At 69.4% G+C, this 15,805-nt stretch carries 15 protein-coding genes; 11 read left to right on the top strand and 4 right to left on the bottom strand.

Translation table 11 applies throughout. From position 1 onward, the window contains the following. Nucleotides 1-167: 167 nt before the first annotated feature. Together ACFYQ5_RS02780 and ACFYQ5_RS02775 are read right to left on the bottom strand one after the other, a co-directional pair. Complete coding sequence (locus ACFYQ5_RS02780) at nt 168-1,049, bottom strand: SDR family NAD(P)-dependent oxidoreductase (protein WP_389192120.1); 882 nt, start codon at nt 1,047-1,049, stop codon at nt 168-170. Next, nucleotides 1,046-1,519, bottom strand: a complete 474-nt coding sequence (locus ACFYQ5_RS02775) for a MarR family winged helix-turn-helix transcriptional regulator (RefSeq protein WP_389192117.1) — start codon at nt 1,517-1,519, stop codon at nt 1,046-1,048. The genes ACFYQ5_RS02780 and ACFYQ5_RS02775 overlap by 4 nt, the downstream gene beginning before the upstream one ends. Nucleotides 1,520-1,678: 159 nt before the next feature. Here ACFYQ5_RS02775 and ACFYQ5_RS02770 point away from each other — a divergent pair, with 159 nt between their 5' ends. The 6 genes from ACFYQ5_RS02770 to ACFYQ5_RS02745 all read left to right on the top strand — a co-directional run bounded on the left by ACFYQ5_RS02770 (nt 1,679) and on the right by ACFYQ5_RS02745 (nt 8,071). Further along, nucleotides 1,679-2,413: a FadR/GntR family transcriptional regulator gene (locus ACFYQ5_RS02770; protein WP_389192115.1), complete on the top strand. Its 735-nt coding sequence runs from the start codon at nt 1,679-1,681 to the stop codon at nt 2,411-2,413. Next, entirely contained in the window at nt 2,410-3,870 is a 1,461-nt protein-coding gene (locus tag ACFYQ5_RS02765; protein ID WP_389192112.1) for an amino acid permease, read from the top strand. Before ACFYQ5_RS02770 ends, ACFYQ5_RS02765 begins: the two co-directional genes overlap by 4 nt. Continuing rightward, on the top strand, nt 3,867-4,922 hold the full coding sequence (locus ACFYQ5_RS02760; protein ID WP_389192109.1) for an asparaginase: 1,056 nt from the start codon (nt 3,867-3,869) through the stop codon (nt 4,920-4,922). The genes ACFYQ5_RS02765 and ACFYQ5_RS02760 overlap by 4 nt, the downstream gene beginning before the upstream one ends. 62 nt (nt 4,923-4,984) lie before the next feature. Further along, nucleotides 4,985-6,382: an aspartate ammonia-lyase gene (gene aspA, locus ACFYQ5_RS02755; RefSeq protein ID WP_389192106.1), complete on the top strand. Its 1,398-nt coding sequence runs from the start codon at nt 4,985-4,987 to the stop codon at nt 6,380-6,382. A gap of 356 nt (nt 6,383-6,738) precedes the next feature. Next, nucleotides 6,739-7,275, top strand: coding sequence for a VOC family protein (locus ACFYQ5_RS02750; protein ID WP_389192103.1), 537 nt, complete (start codon nt 6,739-6,741; stop codon nt 7,273-7,275). Beyond that, entirely contained in the window at nt 7,268-8,071 is an 804-nt protein-coding gene (locus ACFYQ5_RS02745) for a MerR family transcriptional regulator (RefSeq protein WP_389192100.1), read from the top strand. The genes ACFYQ5_RS02750 and ACFYQ5_RS02745 overlap by 8 nt, the downstream gene beginning before the upstream one ends. A 167-nt stretch (nt 8,072-8,238) precedes the next feature. Here the strand turns inward: ACFYQ5_RS02745 and ACFYQ5_RS02740 are convergent, their stop codons facing one another. Further along, on the bottom strand, nt 8,239-9,423 hold the full coding sequence (locus ACFYQ5_RS02740; protein ID WP_389192097.1) for an MFS transporter: 1,185 nt from the start codon (nt 9,421-9,423) through the stop codon (nt 8,239-8,241). Between the two features lie 117 nt (nt 9,424-9,540). On the opposite strand from ACFYQ5_RS02740, the gene ACFYQ5_RS02735 reads away from it, so the two are divergent. Continuing rightward, complete coding sequence (locus ACFYQ5_RS02735; RefSeq protein ID WP_389192094.1) at nt 9,541-10,413, top strand: helix-turn-helix domain-containing protein; 873 nt, start codon at nt 9,541-9,543, stop codon at nt 10,411-10,413. Nucleotides 10,414-10,417: 4 nt separating this feature from the next. On the opposite strand, the gene ACFYQ5_RS02730 is transcribed toward ACFYQ5_RS02735, so the two are convergent. Next, nucleotides 10,418-11,008: a helix-turn-helix domain-containing protein gene (locus ACFYQ5_RS02730; RefSeq protein WP_389192091.1), complete on the bottom strand. Its 591-nt coding sequence runs from the start codon at nt 11,006-11,008 to the stop codon at nt 10,418-10,420. Between the two features lie 116 nt (nt 11,009-11,124). On the opposite strand from ACFYQ5_RS02730, the gene ACFYQ5_RS02725 reads away from it, so the two are divergent. The 4 genes from ACFYQ5_RS02725 to ACFYQ5_RS02710 all read left to right on the top strand — a co-directional run bounded on the left by ACFYQ5_RS02725 (nt 11,125) and on the right by ACFYQ5_RS02710 (nt 15,768). Further along, a complete protein-coding gene (locus ACFYQ5_RS02725; protein ID WP_389192088.1) occupies nt 11,125-11,961 on the top strand; it encodes an EamA family transporter in 837 nt (278 codons plus the stop codon). Between the two features lie 197 nt (nt 11,962-12,158). Continuing rightward, nucleotides 12,159-12,866 (top strand): B3/4 domain-containing protein, encoded by a 708-nt coding sequence (locus tag ACFYQ5_RS02720; RefSeq protein ID WP_389192086.1) that lies wholly within the window; start codon nt 12,159-12,161, stop codon nt 12,864-12,866. 209 nt (nt 12,867-13,075) lie between these two features. Then, complete coding sequence (locus ACFYQ5_RS02715) at nt 13,076-13,789, top strand: urease subunit gamma (RefSeq protein ID WP_389192083.1); 714 nt, start codon at nt 13,076-13,078, stop codon at nt 13,787-13,789. 5 nt (nt 13,790-13,794) lie between these two features. Continuing rightward, nucleotides 13,795-15,768 carry an urease subunit alpha gene (locus ACFYQ5_RS02710; RefSeq protein ID WP_389193070.1) on the top strand — a complete coding sequence of 658 codons (1,974 nt, stop codon included), beginning with the start codon at nt 13,795-13,797 and terminating at the stop codon, nt 15,766-15,768. Nucleotides 15,769-15,805 lie beyond the last annotated feature (37 nt).

Raw genomic sequence — 15,805 nt, 5'->3', positions numbered from 1 at the left:
GGCTTCCGGCTTCCGGCGTGAAGCGCGCGTAGTAACGACGGCGACGCGCGCCCCGGCCACCGGGCCAGGGTGACGACAGACTCTCCCGCTTCCGACATCCCGGCCCGCGCACCTCGCAAGGAAGAAGCAGCCGCAACCCAGGCGTGACAACCGATTCCGGGCCGGCCTTACCTCGTGAGGGGCTCCACCCCGAGGAGGGCTGCGGTTCTGGTGTAGACGGTGCGGGCGAGAGCGTCGTTCAGGGCCAGGCGCGACGGGGTGTCCGGTCGCGACTCGCTGAAGAAGCCGCCGCTGGGTCGCGGTGCGGGCGAGGCACTGGCGAGCCAGACCGGGGTCCGCACACCTCTGTCCGGGGTGGTGGCGAACGGGCGGAACAGCGGGGCGGTCAGCCGCATCAGGCCACCGGCGTTGCTGTTCATCGCGGTGCCCTTGACCATGCCGGGATCGGCGCTGTACAGGCTCATGCCGTCGGGCAGGCGGCGTGCGAGTTCTCGCGCGGCCAGGAGGCTGACGAGTTTGCTCGTCGCGTAGACGTTGATCTGGTTGTAGAAGCGCCTGCTCCACGAGGTTCCCGCGACATCCGGATCGGCGGCGTCGAGCTTGCCGCGCTTTTCCACGTACGACGACATGTTGATGATCCGCGCTTCGAGCGTGAGCACTCCTTCGGCCAGGAGGGCGTGGGTGAGCAAGAACGGGGCGTGGTGATTGAGTGCGTAGGTGCGCTCCACGCCGTCCGATGTCTGCTCGTACCGAGGGAACGCCGCCCCTGCGTTGTTGATGAGGACATCCACCGGGTGACCGTCGGCGGCCAGTTCCGCTGCCAGTTCCCGTACCTGCGACCACTGTTCGAGGTCAGCGGTGTACGTTCTCGGCGGTGCCGCGTCACTGCCCGCCGGGGCCAGGCCGCGCAGGCTGTCCGCGGCGGCCCGGGTGCGCGTCGCGTCCCGGCCGACGAGGATGACGCTCCGACCGGCCTTGATCAGGTGACGTGCCGACACCAGGCCCAGGCCCGAGGCTCCGCCCGTGATGACCGCGGTCCCGCCGCTCATCGCTGTTCCTCTTTCACGGTGCCCTCGACGCCGGCGGCCTCACCTGTCGGGCGGGGGCCGTCGGTCACTTCGCGGAGAAGCGTGTGCAGGCGCAGCCTGCTCTCGTGGTCGAGGCGGGCGAAGGGTGAGTGCTCGGTGGTGTACTGGATGACGCGATCGCGCAGCGCGCATCCCTCGGGGGTGAGCTGGACGACTTTCGCACGGCGGTCGGTGGGGTGGGGCACACGGCGGACCAGGCCGCGCTTCTCCAGCCGGTCAATCATCGACGTGGCGGTTGAGGCGTCGCACTGCAAGAGGTCGGCCAGACGCCGCGCGGTCATCTCCCGCCCGCGACTCAGCCGCCACAACGCATCGGTCTGAGTGTCAGTCAGCCCCGCTTCCCGGGCCAGCTCCTTGAGCTCGGCATGCACCTGGGTGCGGATCGCGAACAGGGAGTCGTATAGCTCTTCGGTCAACTGTCGGTCATCCATGACCACCACGCTACATGGAAAATCCAATCATTGGACAATCCATGCAGTACGCAAGCCGGCCAGTCAGTCAGTCCCACGATGACCGATCGGCGGCGAGCCGGTCTCAGCCCGCGAGCCCACCCTTGACAGCGCTTCCCGCTTCCCCTCAGGATCACCCCCATGAACCTGTCAGACAGCCAGACAGGTGACTCGGTACCGCGGCGCGTCAGCGCCATGGAAGCGGTGCTCGGTCATCTGCGCGGTGCTATCGAGCGCGGCGACTACGCCGTGGGAGACAAACTTCCCTCCGAGGCGGAGCTCTGCCGTCGCCTGGAGGTCAGCAGGCCCGTGCTGCGGGAGGCCCTGCGGGCCCTGCAGACGATGGGACTCACCGTCTCCCGTTCCGGTAAGGGCACCTTCGTGGTGTCGAACGGGCCCGACGAGGACCCCACCTTCGGCGACTACGCGGCCAGTGACCTCCTCGAGGTCCGGCGGCACGTCGAGATCCCCGTGGCGGGCTACGCGGCAGCGCGCCGTACGCCCGAGGACCTCGACCACCTCGCCCACCTCATGGAGCGGATGGAGCGGGAGACCGACACCACCGCGTGGGTGGCCATGGACACGCTCTTCCATCTCGCCGTCGCGCAGGCCGCCCAGAACCCGGTCTTCCGTCGTGTGATCGAGGAGATCCGGGACGCGCTGGCCCGCCAGTCGGCGTTCCTCAACGACCTCGGCGGCCGCCGCGAGCAGTCCAACCAAGAGCACCGCGCCATCGTCGAAGCCCTCGTCGACGGCAGTGAACACGACGCGACCGAGGCCATGGCGCACCACCTCGACCGCGTCGAGACGAGCCTCACCGCGATCGTGCGCCCCGAGCGCACCGACGCCACCACAGAAGGCGGACCCCAGGCGTGAGCAAGCAGTCGCTCGAAGAGCAGGACGGGCAGGACGGGCAGATACGGACACACGGCGGTCACGTCGACGCCGGAGACGCCGGGTACAGCAAGTCCCTGAAGTCCCGGCACGTCAACATGATCGCCATCGGCGGAGCCATCGGTACAGGGCTCTTCCTCGGCGCGGGCGGCCGCCTCGCCGACGCCGGTCCCTCGCTGTTCATCGCCTATGCCGTCTGCGGCCTTTTCGCCTTCCTGGTCGTGCGGGCCCTCGGCGAACTCGTCCTGTACCGGCCGTCGTCCGGCGCCTTCGTGTCGTACGCCCGGGAGTTCCTCGGCGAGAAGGGCGCGTACACGGCGGGCTGGATGTACTTCCTGAACTGGGCGACCACCGGAATCGCCGACATCACCGCAGTCGCCACCTACACCCACTACTGGGGGATGTTCTCCGACATCCCCCAGTGGGTGATCGCCCTCATCGCGCTCGCCGTCGTGCTCACCGTGAACCTCATCTCCGTGAAGTTCTTCGGGGAACTGGAGTTCTGGTTCGCGATCATCAAGGTCAGCGCGCTGGTGGTCTTCATGCTGATCGGGATCTTCCTGCTGGTCACCCAGCACCCCGTGGACGGGCACACCCCCGGCCCGTCCCTCATCACCGACAACGGCGGCATCTTCCCCAACGGCCTGCTGCCGATGCTGCTGATCGTCCAGGGCGTCGTCTTCGCCTACGCGTCCGTCGAGTTGGTCGGTGTCGCGGCGGGTGAGACCGAGAACCCCGAGAAGATCCTGCCGAAGGCCATCAACTCCATCATGTGGCGCGTCGGTCTCTTCTACGTCGGCTCCGTGGTGCTGCTCTCGATGCTGCTGCCGTGGAACACGTACACCTCCGGTGAGAGTCCGTTCGTCACCGTGCTCTCCAACCTCGGCATTCCGGCGGCCGGAGGCGTGATGAACCTCGTCGTCCTCACCGCGGCCATGTCGTCGCTGAACTCCGGTCTTTACTCGACCGGCCGCATCCTGCGCTCGATGGCCATGGCCGGATCCGCACCGCGATTCACCGGAGTCATGAGCCGCAGCCAGGTCCCGTACGGCGGAATCCTGCTCACCAGCGGTATCTGCGTCCTCGGCGTCGGGCTCAACTTCGTGGTCCCCGCGGACGCGTTCGAGATCGTGCTGAACTTCGCGGCGATCGGCATCCTCGCCACCTGGGGCATGATCATGATCTGTCATCTGAAGTTCTGGCGGAAGGCGGAGGACGGCGAACTGGAGCGGCCGAGCTACCGACTGCCCGGTTCGCCCTGGACCGAGCTCGTCACGCTGCTCTTCCTCGGCTCTGTTCTCCTCTTGATGTACGCCGACGGGGGCGCCGGGCGCACGACGGTGCTGTGTCTGCCGCTGATCGCGGCGGCGCTGGTGGCGGGGTGGTACGGCGTACGGGGCCGGGTGGCGGCTGTGCGGAAGTCCGGAGCGGGCGCATGAGTGAGCTCAACACACCTTCCGCGTCAGGCCGTTCGGTCGCCGAGGCGCCCTGTGTCCGGGACCCCCTGCACGTGCCCGTCGCCCAGCTCGTACGCGGCGGTGTCATCGAGGGCATCCACTACGGCTCCGTCGTCGTGCTCGGCGCGGACGGGCGGGTGGAGCTGCAGATCGGTGACATCGAGGTGGCCTTCTACCCTCGTTCGGCGCTCAAGCCCATACAGGCCGTGGCGCTGCTGCGGGCGGGGCTGCCGCTGGACGGCGAACTGCTCGCGCTGACCGCGGCCAGCCACTCCGGCGAGGAACGGCACCTCGCCGGGACCCGGCGGATCCTGGAGCTCGCCGGTCTCGCCGAGGCCGATCTGCGCAACATCAAGGACCTGCCCTTCGACCCGGTCGTCCGCGAGAACTGGATCCGCGCGGGGCGACTGCCGTCGAGGCTCGCGCAGAACTGCTCGGGCAAGCACGCGGCGATGCTCTGCACGGCTCAGCTTGCCGGCTGGTCGCTCGACGACTACCTCGACCCGGCGCATCCACTGCAGCGGGCGATCGCGGAGACCGTCGAGGACCTCACCGGGCAGGCCGTCGCACAGGTGACGGTCGACGGCTGCGGCGCTCCGCTGTTCTCCGTCTCCCTGCACGGCCTCGCGCGCGCCGCCGCCCGCATCGCGACGGCTCCGACCGGCAGCCCCGAGGCGCGGGTGGCCGAGGCGATGCGCGAGCACGCCGAGATGGCGTCGGGCTCCGGCCGTGATGTCGCCGCGCTGATGCGGGCCGTGCCGGGGCTGATCTCCAAGGACGGTTTCGAAGGGGTGCAGGTCGCGGCGCTCCCGGACGGCAGGACCGTCGCCGTGAAGATCGCGGACGGGGCGGACCGGGCGCGCGTGCCGGTGACCGCGGCGGCGCTCGCGCACTGCGGCGTCGACCCGGCCACGCTCACCGAGTTCGCCGGTGCGCCGCTGCTCGGGGGCGAGGCTGTGGTCGGGAGAATCCGGCCGACGCGGGCGCTCGAGCTACTCACGGCCGCTCCGGTGTCCGACGCCATGTACGCCTGACTCGCCGCCCCTCGATTCCTACGCCCACGTCCACCCACTCCGGAAGGAAGCTCCACACCGCCATGACCGTCCGCAGCGAACACGACCTGCTCGGCCACCGTGACATCCCCGCCGAGGCGTACTGGGGTGTCCACTCCCTGCGCGCCACGGAGAACTTCCCCATCACGGGGACACCGATCTCCGCGTACCCGCATCTGATTGTGGCGCTCGCCGCCGTCAAGGAGGCCGCCGCCCGCGCCAACGAGGAGCTCGGCCTCCTTGAGCCTCGCAAGGCGGCCGCCATCGTCGAGGCCTGTCGGGAGATCCGGGAGGGGAAGCTGCACGACCAGTTCGTCGTGGACGTCATCCAGGGCGGGGCCGGAACCTCGACCAACATGAACGCCAACGAGGTCATCGCGAACCGGGCGTTGGAGCTGTGCGGCCACACCAAGGGCGAGTACGCGTTCCTGCACCCGAACGAGGACGTCAACCTCGGGCAGTCCACCAACGACGTCTACCCGACGGCCGTCAAGATCGCCACGGTCTTCGCGGTGCGCGAGCTACTCAAGGCGATGGCCGTGCTGCAGGACGCCTTCGCGGGCAAGGCTGTCGAGTTCCGCGACGTACTGAAGATGGGCCGTACGCAACTGCAGGACGCCGTGCCGATGACGCTCGGGCAGGAGTTCTCGGCGTTCGCGGTGATGCTGGACGAGGACCGCAGCCGGCTCGCCGAGGCGGTCGCGCTGATCCACGAGATCAACCTGGGCGCGACGGCGATCGGAACCGGGCTCAACGCGCCCGCCGGGTACGCCGAGTCCGCGCGCCGGCACCTCGCGGACATCACCGGGCTGCCGCTCGTCACCGCCGCCAACCTCGTCGAGGCGACGCAGGACTGCGGGTCCTTCGTCCAGATGTCCGGGGTGCTGAAGAGGATCGCGGTGAAGCTCTCCAAGAGCTGCAACGACCTCCGGCTCCTTTCGTCCGGGCCGCGGGCGGGTCTGAACGAGATCAACCTGCCGCCGGTGCAGGCCGGTTCGAGCATCATGCCCGGCAAGGTGAACCCGGTGATCCCCGAGGTCGTCAACCAGGTCGCCTTCGAGGTGATCGGCAACGACGTCACGATCACCATGGCGGCGGAGGCCGGTCAGCTCCAGCTGAATGCCTTCGAGCCGATCATCCAGCACTCCCTCTCCGAGAGCATCACGCATCTGCGGGCCGCGTGCCTGACGCTGGCCGAGCGGTGTGTCGCGGGGATCACGGCCAACACGGACGAGTTGCGCGCCGCGGTCGAGAACTCCATCGGCCTGGTGACCGCGCTCAATCCGCACATCGGGTACGAGGCGGCCACCTCCATCGCCAAGGAAGCGCTCGCCTCCGGGCGCGGTGTGGCCGAACTCGTTCTGGAGAAGGGGCTGTTGCCGGCCGACAGGCTGGCCGCGTTGCTCCGTCCGGAGGTTTTGGCGGGGATGCGGGCCGGCTGACCGGGAGGGCGCGGGCGGGTGGGCCTTGTCGCGCCGAAGCGGCGTTGCCGCACGGGTCACGGTCCCGCGCCCGAACCAGCGAGGAATGGAGCCGGTGAGGTTGGTGTCGATGATGTGTTGCGTCGACGGTCCTGGTCCGGACGAAAGGCCGAGGACTGTCGCTCCAGTCGGCGCGCCGGCTGCGGACGTCACCGGCAACGGCGGAATCCTCGGACCTGGACGGCTCGTGCTCGACCGACGACGCCCCTCCCGCTCAGCTCACCGGCCGCACCCGGTCACCACGGCGGTCGCACCGTTGGGACCGGGCGAGATTCACGCTTGACCCTCACGTCGCGTGAGGCCGGAGGGTGGAGCGCATGAGCGACTACTACAACGCGTTCGAGACAAGCCCCGTGCCCGATCCCGGCCCGGACGCGGTTCCGCCGGAGCTGTTCCGTGGCATCTACGGCATGCCCGCGTTCGTGACGATCCCGACGAGTGATCTGGCGGCGTCGGTGGACTTCTGGGTGCGTGGGCTCGGGTTCTTCGAGCTGTTCAGCATCCCCGGCACGCTGGTGCATCTGCGCCGCTGGGCGTTCCAGGACGTACTCCTCGTCTCGGCGGCGAGCGATCCGGACGAGGCGCCGGCGATGAGCGTCAGTTTCGCGTGTGTGCTCAGCCAGGTCGATTCCCTGGTCGAGGCCTGCCGTGCGTTGCGCCCGGACTCGGTCGACGGTCCACGGGACACTCCCTGGAACACCCGCGATGTGGCGGTGACCACCCCCGAGAACGCAACGATCGTCTTCACCGCGGCGAAGCCCTTCGATCCCGCCAGTCAGGAGGCACGGAACCTTGAAGCCATCGGGATCACCCCACCGGACGTCGGTCGCGGCGACAATGAGGAGCATGTCTGATGCCACCGACCCCGATGGCCTGACCGTCGGTCAGGTCTCGACGGGTCTGGACGTGACTGTCCGCGCGCTGCACCACTGGGACGAGATCGGGCTGGCGCGACCGTCGCTGCGCACGGCTGCCGGATACCGGCTCTACACCGCTGATGATCTGGAACGCCTGCACCGCGTCGTCGTCTACCGCGAGATCGGTCTCGGCCTGGACAGGATTCGGGCCGTCCTGGACGACTCGACCGCGGACGTGCCCGGCGCGCTGCGCGCGCAGCGCGCCCAGGTCGCTGAACGGATCGACCGCCTCCAGCAGCTCGGCGCCGGACTCGACCGGATGATCGACGCCCACGAGCGCGGCCTGCTGCTGACCGTCGAGCAGCAGGCCGCGGTCTTCGGCCCTCGGTGGAACCCGGACTGGCCCGCCCAAGCCCGTCAGCGCTACGGAGACACGACGCAATGGCAGCAGTACGCCGAACTCTCGGCCTCTCGCGGTCCGAAGGAGTGGCAGGAGATCGCCGACGCCATGGCCGGCGTCGAGCGCGCCCTCGGGGACGCGATGGGCGCCGGCGTCACACCTGGCAGCCCGGAGGCGAATCAACTCGTCGAGCGGCACCGCGAAGTTTTCGCTTCGTACTTTCCCCTCACCAGGCAGATGCAGGTCTGTCTCGGCCGCATGTACGAGGCCGATCCGGCCTTTGCCGCCCACTACGACGGCATCCGCGCCGGCCTCGCCACGTGGTTCCGTCGCATCATCGACGCCGGCGCACGCGCCCATGACATCGACCCCGACACCGCGACCTGGCAGTAGGGCGGGGGCCCGGAAGCCTGCACCCGTGGGGGCGTCCGACGCCGTCACGAACCCGGAGGTACTCCTGACGCACGCACACACCCGTCTGACGGAAGGCGACTGATCATCTGGAGATCCGGCTCGCCCGGCCGGTGCCCTGACGCAGCGGCGCTGATCCTGTTCCCGGTTCAGGCGTGCTGGACCACGGCATGGTCCCCCGGTGCGGTCCGCCGGGCCTGGTGCCGGTGGTGGGTGAGCAGGAAGACGATCAGTCCGAGCAGGGTCATGGAGGCACCGGCCAGGGCCAGCACCGGGTAATGGGTGCTGTGGTTCAGGACGAGACCGCCGACTGCGGAGCCGAGGGCGACGCCTCCGTTGAAGGAGGCGGCCGCGAGCGCGGAGACCAGGGCGGACGCGGTGCCTGCGATGTGCAGGACGTAGGACTGCAGCGGGGGCACCATGCCGAAGCCCGCGCCGCCGAGCAGTACCAGCAGTACGAGCACGGCGGGCAGGACCGAGCCCAGCGCCCACAGCGCCAGCAGTCCGACGACCAGGACGCCGAGGATGACGATCACCGTGCGGGACACCGAGCGGTCGGCGTAGCGGCCGCCGAGGACGTTGCCGGCGATCAGGCCCGCGCCGAACAGGAGCAGCAGCCAGGTGACGGAGCCGGCGGACACTCCGGTGACGGTGGTCAGGTACGGGGCGATGTAGGTGTAGACGACGAACAAGCCGCCGTAGCTCAGTGCGATGGCGAGGAACGCGGCCCAGAGCGCCCCGCTGCGCAGGACGGTGAAGCCGCGGTCCTCACCATCGGTGGCGGCGCCCTGCGTGCTGGGCAGGAGCAGCCACATGGCGAGGGCGCCGATGGCGGCGAGGCCCGAGACGACCCAGAAGGCCGACTCCCAACCGGCTGCGCGTCCGACGATGTTGCCGATGGGTACGCCGATCACGTTGGAGACGGTGAATCCGGTGAACACCACGGCGATGGCCATGGCGCGCCGAGTGGGGGCGACCATACCGCCGGCGATGGTGATCGCGACGCCGAGGAAGCCGCCCAGCATCGCTCCGGCGAGGGCACGGGAGAGGGACACGACGAGCAGGCTGCCGGTGAGGGCGGTGATGGCGTTGGCGATCAGGAACATGAGGGCCAGGCCGGTCACGAGGGGCTTGCGGGGAAGGCGGAGGGTGGCGGCGACGACGAGCGGACCACCGATCATCGCGCCGAGCGCGAAGCTGGTGGTCACCCAGCCCGCCCGGGACACCGAAACCCCGAGATCGTCACTGATGAGGGGGAGCAGACCGTTGGGGACGAGTTCGGCTGTACCCAGGGCGAAGGCGGTCAGGGCGAGAGCGAGGATGGGAAGGGGCATGCTCCGATCGTGAAAGATGTACAGATCAGCTACCAGATCCCGCTCCTTGCACCCCTCGGGAAGGGTGGCACCGACAGGGATATGGTCGCGTCCAGGCACACCGCATACGGTTGATATATGAATGATCCGGGTGATCTGGCCGTTTTCCTCCGGGCGAAGCGCGCCGCCCTCTCGCCGGAGGCGACTCCCATGAACGGGTTCGGCGTCCGCCGACGGGTGCCTGGCCTGCGTCGGGAAGAGGTGGCGCAGCTGGCCGGGGTCAGTGTCACGTACTACACCCGGTTGGAACAGGGGCACAGCCGCCGCGCCTCCGACGAGGTCCTGCTGGCCCTGGCCCGGGCACTGCAGTTGTCCGTCACCGAGACCGAGCACCTGCTGGACCTGACGCGGACATCACGCACCCCCACCGCGGACGCGGCCTCCGGCCCGGAAACCGTCAGCCCGAACGCACGGACGTTGCTGGCCCTGGTCTCCGAGCGCCCCGCGGTGATCCTCGGCCGACGCAACGACGTCCTGGCCTGGAACGAGCTCGGGCACGCGCTGATCGCCCCGCACCTGCCCGCCGACGCCCCGGACGGCCTGGACGCCCCGGACATCCGGCCCTCCCTGCCCCGCCTGCTCTTCCTCGACCCCCAGGCCCGCGCCCTGTACCGGGACTGGGGCCAGGAAGCCGCAGACTACGTCGCCTACCTGCGGCTGATCAGCGGAAAGTACCCGGACGACGAGGCCCTGACCCGCATGGTCGGTGAGCTGTGCGTCCGTGACGACGCCTTCGCCGCCCTGTGGGCCTCAGGGCGCGTCGGCGAATGCGTCGCCGGCACCAAACGCATGATCCACCCCCACGCCGGCGAGATCACCGTCGACTTCCAGCTCTGGGCCCAGGCGGACCGGCCCGACCAGCGCATAGAGATCTACGAACTGCGCGACGACCCCGACGGGACGCGTACCCGCGCGCTGCTGGACTCCCGCGGCGCGCACCTGCCCGAGTGACAGGTCAGGGCGCGGAGGCGGGGCCGGGCGGCAGGTGGACGGTCATGATCAGGTGGCACGGCTCGGCGCCGGCACCGCGGTAGGAGTGGGAGGCGTCGCCGTCGAAGGTGGCGGTCTGTCCGGCGTCGACCGCGTACTCGGTGCCGTCGACGACCAGGACCATCCGCCCGGAGGTGACGCTGACGGTCTCGACGACTCCGGCCTGGTGGGGGTGGCTGGGGTATTCCTCGCCCGGCTGAAGCCGCCAGCGCCAGACCTCGGTGGGGGCCGGCCCTGAGGTCGTCAGCATGAGCCGGGCTTCACCGCCTTGTCCGCCGGTCCACAGCGGCGTCACCGTGTCCACGGACACGACTCGCACGCGGCCCTCGGTCCGCCCTTCCATGAGGGCCGACACGGATACGCCGAGGGTGTCGGCAAGCCGGACGAGGGTGGCGAAGTTCGGGTTTCCCTGCGCCTTCTCCAGTGCGACCAGGGCGCCCTTGCTGACCTTGGCACGCCGGCCCAGTTCGTCCAGGGACAGCCCGGCGCGGGTGCGGGCCGCCCTGACGTTGTGCGCGAGCGTCCGCAGGGGCGCGTCCGTGTCCGTCTCGTCCATCCGCTCACCATTCTTCAGGTGGACCACTGGAATGCACCGTGCGGTCGTTTTGTTGACACAGGCCGGTCGGTTCGTTGTACGTTGAGGTCGTTCCACTGAATAGTAAGGGATGTCTCGTGATCGCTCTGCTGCTGGCTCTGGGCAGCTCCCTCGCCTACGGCTGCGCCGACTTCCTCGGCGGCCTGGGCGCACGCAAGGCCCATGTACTACGCACCGTGGTGCTCGCCGCCCCGGCCTCTCTCGCGGTCGAACTGATGCTGTGGCCGGTGCTCGGCGCCTCGTTCAGTGCCGGCGCCCTCGGCTGGGGCATCGCGTCCGGGGTCGCCTCGGCCGCCGCGTTCGCCCTGCTCTACCGCACCCTGGCGATCGGCCCCATGAACGTGCTCTCGCCCGTGACCGCACTGGTGTCCGCCATGCTTCCCGTCGGCGTGGGCCTGCTGCAGGGCGAGCACCTGGGCCTCGCCGGACTGGTGGGCCTGCCGCTCGCGCTGGCCTCAGTGGTGATGGTCAGCGCCGGTCATGGCGCGGGGTCGGCGCGACCCTCGCGTACGGCGCTGCTGCTGGCCCTCGGCGCCGGGACGGCGATCGCCCTCCAGCTGATCTTCCTGCATCAGGCGCCGTCCGACAGCGGGGTGGCCCCGTTGATCGTGGGCCGGGCGGTCTCCTCGGCCGTCACCCTGGCCACGGCCGGGCTCATGTACCGGAGGCTGGGCTCCGAGCGGCCCGACCACGCGGTGTCGGCCGCCGCAGGCGTGCTGGACTCGGTGGCGAACCTGCTGTTCCTCATGGCCGCCCGCAGCGGGGACCTCGCCGTCGTCGCCGTGATCACCGCCCTCTACCCGGCAGGCACCGTACTGCTGGCCCGCAGCGTGCTGGCCGAACGCATCCACCGCGGCCAACTGGTCGGGCTCGGCACCGCCGCTGTCGCCGTCAGCCTCCTCGCCCTGACCTGAGCCGAGCCCGGAGCCCGCCCTCGTCGACCGCTCGGCCTCGCCAGCTATCACGCGGCCGTGCAGTTCACCTGCCGCGCCCACCTGGTCGACGACCCCGCGGCCGGGGCCGAACTCCCGCACCGCCTGGACCGCCTCGGCCCTTGGAAAGCCTGACCCACATCTCACGCACGTACGTACGAGGAACGGAGCCCCCGCCCATGACCACCTTCCGCATCGCCCCCACCGTCGCCGACGCCTTCCCCGACACCCTCATCGCCCTGGTCACCGCCACCGGCATGCGCGGCCGCGAACCCTGGCCCGAAACCACCGACGCGCTTCGGGGACTGGAGCAGCAGCTCTCCGAGGGCACCTGGCAGCCGGCGGACGAGACCGACCCGCGGATCGAGGCGTGGCACACCGCCTACCGCTCCTTCGGCACCAACCCACGCCGTATCCGCCCCAGCGTCGACGCACTCGGCCGCCGCTTCGCGAAGAAGGGGACCCTGCCGCGCGTCAACCCGGCCGTCGACTCGTACAACGCCGTCTCCGTCCACCACGGACTGCCGGCCGGTGCCTTCGATCTCGCCCACGTCGCCGGTGACGTCGACATCCGGTACGCGGACGGCAGCGAGGAGTTCACCCCGCTCGGTGAACCCGACACTGTCGAGATCACCAAGCCGGGCGAGATCATCTACGCGGACACCACCGGCGTCCTGACCCGCCACTGGAACCACCGCGACGCCCACCGCACCCGGGTCACCGAAGACTCCACCCACGTCGTCTTCGCCCTCGAAACCCTCCACGCCACCCGCGACGGCCACCTCCTCGAGGCCGCGGCTCTGGCGCTGCAAGGGCTGCTCGATGCCCACGCCGAGCGGACCGCCGTGCACTACCTCGGCCCGGGTCGTCTCCCTGTCACCGTCTGAGGACCGGTCCTTTCAGATGTCCTGCCCCGGAAATCACTTATCTGGGTGCCATGTCGCCGGTACGTCGCTTCGGCCCACCCTGCCGTGATCATGATGGCGCACGTCGGGTTGGGGATGGGCGGCCGAAGGCGGACCTGTGTGTGGCCACACCCTCAGCACGCGACTCCAGGACAGAAGTCCTGGGCAGGAGCGAACACAGGGAAGTGGCTGTGCATCTGACACCGCATGAACAAGAGCGCCTCATGATGCATGTGGCGGCGGACGTAGCGGAGAAGCGGCGGGCCCGCGGGGTGCGGCTGAACTACCCCGAGACGATGGCGCTGTTGATCGTGCACGTCCTCGAGGGGGCCCGCGACGGCAGGACCGTCGCCGACCTCATGTCCTCCGGACGGACGGTGCTGTCCCGTGCGGAAGTCATGGAAGGTGTCCCGGAGATGATCGAGAACGTACAGGTCGAGGCGACGTTCCCCGACGGTACGAAGCTGGTCACCGTCCACGGCCCCTTCCCTGAGGCAGGCGAAGGCGAAGAGCCCCTCGTCAGTCCGGGAGAGGTGGACTTCTCCACGCGGAAGGGAGACTGCGTCATCGTCTTCAACGAGCACAACAGGCAACTGGACCAGGTCACGGAGCTGGAGGTCGGCAACCCCACCGACCGTCCCGTCCAGGTCGGTTCGCACTACCACTTCGCCGAGGCCAACGACGGGCTGCGGTTCGTCCGTAAGGAGGCATGGGGCAAGCGCCTGAATGTCCCCGCCGGCAGCTCCGTACGTTTCGAGCCCGGCATCACCGAAGTGGTCCAACTCGTGCCCATCGAAGGCGACCGCGTGGTTCACGGTCTGCGGGTCAAGGTCCGGGGTCTGCCCGAGAAGGTCAAGGGATCGCTCGACGACGTCGAGGGCTCGTTCGACGAGGAGCGGGGGTGAATTCCATGGCCCGGTGCCCCGACTGTTCCTGCTGCCAGGACGAGCCGACGCCCTTCGACCCGTTGACCCGCGCCGCCTACGCGGACCGGTACGGCCCGACGACCCGCGACCGTATCCGCCTCGCCGACACGGCACTCCAGATCAAGATCGAGGACGACTGGTCGGGAGGCCCCGGGCGCAGCGGCAACGAAATGGTCTTCGGGGGCGGCAAGGTGATCCGCGAGTCGATGGGGCAGTCCGTCATGCCGCGCGACCCCGGCCGGGGCAGGGCCGGCACATCCGCCGGTCCTGCCATGGCGCTCCCCCCGGACACCGTCATCACCGGCGCCGTGGTCCTGGACCACTGGGGCGTCGTCAAGGCCGATGTCGCCCTCCGTGACGGGAACATCGTCGCGCTCGGCAAGGCGTACAACCCCGAGACCATGAACCCTCTGCACGAGGGAGCCGCCCCGCACAACGGCATCGGCCCCGAACCCACCGACTTCGTCATCGGTCCGGACACCGAGGTCATCGCGGGCCGGGGCAGGATCCTCACCGCCGGCGGGATCGACACCCACGTCCACTTCATCTGCCCCGACCAGGTCCACGAGGCGCTCGCCGCAGGTGTCACCACGCTCATCGGCGGGGGTACGGGACCGGCGGAAGGCAGCACCGCCACCACGGTGACGCCGGGGTCCTGGCACATCGACCGCATGTTCGAGGCGCTGGACGGCTTCCCCGTCAACATCGGTCTGCTCGGCAAGGGCGCCACCATGTCGAGGGAGTCCATGCTCGACCAGGTGGACGCCGGCGTTGTCGGATTCAAGATCCACGAGGACTGGGGTGCCACTCCGGCCGTCATCAAGAAGTGCCTGGAGGTCTGCGAGGAGACCGGAGTCCAGCTCGCGCTCCATGCCGACTCGTTGAACGAGGCCGGCTTCGTTCAGGACAGCATCGATGCCGTCGACGGCCGCTCCATCCACATCTTCCACGTCGAAGGGGCGGGAGGCGGCCACGCCCCCGACATGATCAAGATGGTGAGCGAGCCGAACGTGCTGCCCGCCTCCACCAACCCCACCCGGCCCCTGACCGTCAACACGGTCAAGGAGCACTTCGACATGGTGATGGTGTGCCATCACCTCAACCCGAAGGTCGAGGAGGATCTCGCCTTCGCGGACTCCCGCATCCGGCCCTCCACGATGGCCGCCGAGGACATCCTCCACGACCTCGGCGCCATCTCGATCATGTCCTCGGACGCCCAGGCCATGGGCCGCATCGGTGAAATGATCATGCGGACGTGGCAGACCGCGCACGTCATGAAGGCGCGCCGCGGCTTTCTGGAGGAGGACCAGCCGCCCGCCGAGAAGGCCCGTAAGACAAAGGACGGGACACCGGCGCATACGGCACCGCCGGACACGACACCGGAGGCCGAGCTGCCCCTGGCCGACAACCGGCGTGCCCGGCGTTACGTCGCGAAGTACACCATCAACCCGGCCCTGGCCCAAGGCATCGACGCCGTCGTCGGATCGGTTGAGACCGGCAAGCTGGCCGACCTGGTGCTGTGGGAACCGAAGTTCTTCGGCGTCAAACCGCACCTGGTCATCAAGGGCGGGCAGATCGCGTACGCGCAGGTGGGCGACGCCAACGCGTCCATTCCCACGCCCCAGCCCGTCCTGCCCCGCCCCATGTGGGGAGCCACCGGGCTGGCACCCGGCTCCCTCTCCTACAACTTCGTCACCGAGCGGGCGGTCAAGAAGGGCTTGGCCAAGGGCCGCAGACTGACCAAGCAGTTCAAGGCCATCAAGGACACGCGCGCAGTCAAGAAGGCCGACATGAGGGAGAACAACGCCACCCCCGACGTCCGTATCGACCCCGACACCTACGACGTCGTTATCGGCGGAGCGAAGGTGACGGACGTGACGACATTCGTCGACGGCCAGATCGTCGACCGTTCCTTCGTCACCGAACTTCCCATGGCGCAGCGGTACTTCCTCTTCTGATCGAGGAGCTCGGCACCGCAGGACCTGAGCCGTGGAG

The sequence above is a fragment of the Streptomyces sp. NPDC005794 genome (assembly GCF_042871445.1).
In the GTDB taxonomy this organism is placed as follows: domain Bacteria; phylum Actinomycetota; class Actinomycetes; order Streptomycetales; family Streptomycetaceae; genus Streptomyces.
Note: the sequence above shows the minus strand (reverse complement) of the source record. Positions and strands in the feature narration are given on the sequence as shown.

What these genes read in the sequence shown, in the direction of transcription:
- ACFYQ5_RS02780 (WP_389192120.1), bottom strand. Translation starts at nt 1,049, where the DNA reads ATGAGCGGCGGGACCGCGGTCATCACGGGCGGAGCCTCGGGCCTGGGC.
- ACFYQ5_RS02775 (WP_389192117.1), bottom strand. Translation starts at nt 1,519, where the DNA reads ATGGATGACCGACAGTTGACCGAAGAGCTATACGACTCCCTGTTCGCG.
- ACFYQ5_RS02770 (WP_389192115.1), top strand. Translation starts at nt 1,679, where the DNA reads ATGAACCTGTCAGACAGCCAGACAGGTGACTCGGTACCGCGGCGCGTC.
- ACFYQ5_RS02760 (WP_389192109.1), top strand. Translation starts at nt 3,867, where the DNA reads ATGAGTGAGCTCAACACACCTTCCGCGTCAGGCCGTTCGGTCGCCGAG.
- aspA (WP_389192106.1), top strand. Translation starts at nt 4,985, where the DNA reads ATGACCGTCCGCAGCGAACACGACCTGCTCGGCCACCGTGACATCCCC.
- ACFYQ5_RS02750 (WP_389192103.1), top strand. Translation starts at nt 6,739, where the DNA reads ATGAGCGACTACTACAACGCGTTCGAGACAAGCCCCGTGCCCGATCCC.
- ACFYQ5_RS02745 (WP_389192100.1), top strand. Translation starts at nt 7,268, where the DNA reads ATGTCTGATGCCACCGACCCCGATGGCCTGACCGTCGGTCAGGTCTCG.
- ACFYQ5_RS02740 (WP_389192097.1), bottom strand. Translation starts at nt 9,423, where the DNA reads ATGCCCCTTCCCATCCTCGCTCTCGCCCTGACCGCCTTCGCCCTGGGT.
- ACFYQ5_RS02735 (WP_389192094.1), top strand. Translation starts at nt 9,541, where the DNA reads ATGAATGATCCGGGTGATCTGGCCGTTTTCCTCCGGGCGAAGCGCGCC.
- ACFYQ5_RS02730 (WP_389192091.1), bottom strand. Translation starts at nt 11,008, where the DNA reads ATGGACGAGACGGACACGGACGCGCCCCTGCGGACGCTCGCGCACAAC.
- ACFYQ5_RS02720 (WP_389192086.1), top strand. Translation starts at nt 12,159, where the DNA reads ATGACCACCTTCCGCATCGCCCCCACCGTCGCCGACGCCTTCCCCGAC.
- ACFYQ5_RS02710 (WP_389193070.1), top strand. Translation starts at nt 13,795, where the DNA reads ATGGCCCGGTGCCCCGACTGTTCCTGCTGCCAGGACGAGCCGACGCCC.